Origin of the sequence: Arthrobacter sp. I3 (genome assembly GCF_000520575.1) — a bacterium.
Taxonomy (GTDB): Bacteria; Actinomycetota; Actinomycetes; order Actinomycetales; family Micrococcaceae; genus Arthrobacter; species Arthrobacter humicola_A.
The window spans coordinates 189,509-192,796 of record NZ_KI914916.1; the positions used below are offsets into that span (position 1 = coordinate 189,509).

The 3,288-nt window shown below is 66.1% G+C and carries 4 protein-coding genes; all 4 read left to right on the forward strand.

The window, feature by feature from the left end:
• On the forward strand, nt 1-670 hold a 670-nt coding region (locus tag Y706_RS24510; protein WP_043435566.1), incomplete at its 5' end, for a methyltransferase domain-containing protein.
• Nucleotides 671-902: 232 nt separating this feature from the next.
• Nucleotides 903-1,364, forward strand: a complete 462-nt coding sequence (locus Y706_RS0108960) for an NfeD family protein (protein ID WP_028276336.1) — start codon at nt 903-905, stop codon at nt 1,362-1,364.
• An 87-nt stretch (nt 1,365-1,451) separates the two neighbouring features.
• A complete protein-coding gene (locus Y706_RS0108965) occupies nt 1,452-2,408 on the forward strand; it encodes an SPFH domain-containing protein (RefSeq protein WP_028276337.1) in 957 nt (318 codons plus the stop codon).
• Nucleotides 2,409-2,804: 396 nt separating this feature from the next.
• Nucleotides 2,805-3,152, forward strand: a complete 348-nt coding sequence (locus tag Y706_RS0108970) for an RNA polymerase-binding protein RbpA (protein WP_026266329.1) — start codon at nt 2,805-2,807, stop codon at nt 3,150-3,152.
• Nucleotides 3,153-3,288 lie beyond the last annotated feature (136 nt).

The following is a 3,288-nucleotide window of genomic DNA, read 5'->3' on the forward strand; positions in this document are numbered from 1 at the left end:
CTTCCTCTCCGCGGGGCATTACCAGCCGCTGGCCGATGCCGTGGCCGGGCTCGCCACACCGGCGCTCCGGGAAGCCCCCGCCGGCCGGCCCCTCGTGCTCGACGCCGGAACGGGCACCGGCCACTACCTCAGGGCAGTGCTGGACCGGGCCGCGGACAGCGGTCCGGCCGCGGCCATCGGCCTGGACATTTCCAAGTTCGCCCTGCGCCGCGCAGCGAGGCTGAACCCCGAGGCTTTGAACGTCGTCGGGGACGTCTGGCAGCCGTTGCCGGTCGCGGAGAACGCCGTCGACGTCGTCACCGTGGTCTTTGCGCCGCGCAACGCGCCCGAGTTCGCCCGGGTTCTCCGCCCCGGCGGCCGCCTGGTCGTGGTCACACCGCGGCCCGGTCACCTGGCGGAAGTTGCCGGGCCGGCCGGGATGCTGGGGATCGAGCCGGCCAAAGACGAGCGGCTCGCCGCGTCCCTGGGCCAGCACTTCGCGCCCGTCGCAGCATCTGATCTGGACCTGGCATTGACCCTTGGCCCGCGCGACGTCGCCAACCTGGCCTACATGGGACCGGCCGGCCACCACCTGGACCGCGCCGCGCTGGCAGCCCTCGAGGCCGCGCTTCCGGACCGGACTTCTGTCTCGGCCCGCTTCCGGATCAGCGTCTTTCAACCCATCCGCTGACCATTCCCGCTCCCGCCGGTTCGCGGGTGCCGTCCGGTACGCCCTGAAACGACCCCCCGGAGGGGAACCGGGGCGGAAGGCCAGGCCGGGGAATCGACCCGCGAAATAACGACTTGGCCACTTTGGCCATCAATTCCCTACCGCCGGTCCCAGCTATTGCTGTTCCGCTTAGGATGGAATCACAGTTACTGGGGACCTGTGCCTGCAGCTCCCGGAACTCAAGGGGGAATTGATGTCTGAATGGCTGATCGAGAATTGGTGGGCGTTGTGGCTCACGCTCTTTCTCCTGTTTGCCGTGGTCGAGATGATCACACTCGACCTGTTCTTCATCATGCTCGGCGGCGGCGCCCTCGCCGGGTTGGTGGCGGACTTCGCCGGCGCCGATCCGTGGCTGCAGATTATCGCCTTCTGCGTGGTGTCCCTGCTCATGATCGGCTTCGTCCGGCCGGTGGCCCTCAAGCATCTCCACCGGGGACCGGCGGATCAGCGCACCAATATTGAACGCCTCATCGGCGAATCCGCCGTCGTCATGGAGGCTGTGAGCGAAAACGGTGGGCTCGTCAAGATTGGCGGGGACGTCTGGAGTGCGCGGTCCGAATCGGGAGTGCTGGCGCCCGGACAGCAGGCTGTGGTCAGTGCCATCGAAGGGGCCACCGCGATCGTGGCCCCGCAACCGGAATCCGCCGTCCAATAAGGGGCGCTGTCCGGCGGGCACTGCTGTCCGCCGGTGCGGCGCTGCCGGCGCGAGACTAAGACAAAACAACTGGGGAATAGGTGACGTATGAATATCGCAGTCGCAATTGTGCTGCTGGTACTAATTGTGTTTGTAATTATTGTGCTGGTCCGGTCGGTCCGGATCATTCCACAGGCCCGTGCCGGCGTCGTTGAACGGCTGGGTAAATACCAACGCACCCTGAATCCCGGACTTACCCTGCTGATCCCGTTTGTGGACCGCTTGCTGCCATTGCTCGACCTGCGGGAGCAGGTGGTGTCCTTCCCGCCGCAGCCGGTCATCACCGAGGACAACCTGGTGGTCTCGATCGACACCGTGGTCTATTTCCAGGTCACGGACGCCCGGGCCGCCACCTACGAGATCGCCAACTACATCCAGGCAGTGGAACAGCTGACCACCACCACCCTGCGAAACGTGGTTGGCGGCCTCAACCTGGAGGAAGCGCTCACCTCGCGCGACCAGATCAATGGCCAGCTCCGCGGCGTCCTGGACGAGGCGACCGGTCGCTGGGGCATCCGGGTCTCCCGGGTCGAGCTCAAGGCGATCGATCCGCCCCACTCGATCCAGGACTCGATGGAAAAGCAGATGCGGGCCGAACGTGACCGCCGCGCCGCCATCCTGACGGCCGAGGGCACCAAGCAGTCCGCGATCCTCACCGCCGAAGGCCAGCGCCAGTCCTCCATCCTGAAGGCCGAAGGCGACGCGAAGGCGGCCATCCTGCGGGCCGACGGCGAGGCCCAGGCCATCCAGAAGGTCTTCGACGCGATCCACAAGGGCAACCCGGACCAGAAACTGCTGGCTTACCAGTACCTCCAGACCCTCCCGAAGATTGCCGAGGGATCCTCAAACAAGCTGTGGATCATTCCCAGCGAGGTTGGCGAGGCGCTCAAAGGGATCGGCAGCGTACTGGGTGCAGGCGCGGTGCAGGAGCAGACGGCCTCAACGCCGGACGTGGCTCCGTACTCACCACCCGCCGCAGCCGACGGCCAAGGGAACCGGCCCTGAGCCTGCTCCCGCACTGGATCGGTCGGATCGGATAGCTCCGTCCTGGCCCCCGCGGACCGGCCATTTCGGCCGGCTGCGGGGGCCAGCCGGCTTAAGGCCGGCCCGGTCGGGTACAGGCTACGCAGTTCACGCCGCGGGGCTACTCGCTTTACCGCGCCCGCACCACTCCCGTATACTTGAATATTTGTCCGGTCAGTTCAGCCGTCCGGAACAAAAACGCTCCGCACAGCGTTGATTCCAATGACGTTCCAAAGAGTTTTGTCCACTGGTGACTGTCATCTGGCCGGGCCACACCGGGCCAGTTACGGTACAGCGCGGTGCAACCAGAAGTCCGGCGCCTGACGGTCCCCGGACAACGCAGGGCTTGACCCTGCGAACCGAATAGAGGGAGAAAAGATGAGCGATCGCAGCCTGCGGGGTATGCGCCTTGGCGCACAGAGCATGGAGACCGAATCCGGCGTCGAACCGGCTCCGCGCCAGCGGGTTGAATACCGTTGCGAGGATGGCGAGCAGGTGTTCGTGACATTCTCCTCGGAAGCCGAAATCCCCCCGGTCTGGGTTTCGAAGACGGGCAAGGAGGCGTTGCTTGTGGATGGCGAACGCCCCGTCAACAGCAACGAGAAGGCAGTGCGCACGCACTGGGACATGCTGCTGGAGCGCCGCTCGCTTCCCGAACTTGAGCAGATCCTCGAAGATCGCCTCACCATCCTGCGCGAACGCCGCGGCGAACGCCGCTCGGCCTAGTCCCCAGCGCACCGGCTACGGCAAGGGCCGGGCCCGCATCATTCGATGCGGGCCCGGCCCTTTTCCTGTTCCTGCGCCTCCATGCTCTGCGGCTCCTCTGCGCCTCCTGCGGCTGCATCGCCTGGACGCGCACAGG

Coding starts and splice junctions, on each gene's coding strand:
- Y706_RS0108960 (WP_028276336.1), top strand. CDS start 903: ATGTCTGAATGGCTGATCGAGAATTGGTGGGCGTTGTGGCTCACGCTC.
- Y706_RS0108965 (WP_028276337.1), top strand. CDS start 1,452: ATGAATATCGCAGTCGCAATTGTGCTGCTGGTACTAATTGTGTTTGTA.
- Y706_RS0108970 (WP_026266329.1), top strand. CDS start 2,805: ATGAGCGATCGCAGCCTGCGGGGTATGCGCCTTGGCGCACAGAGCATG.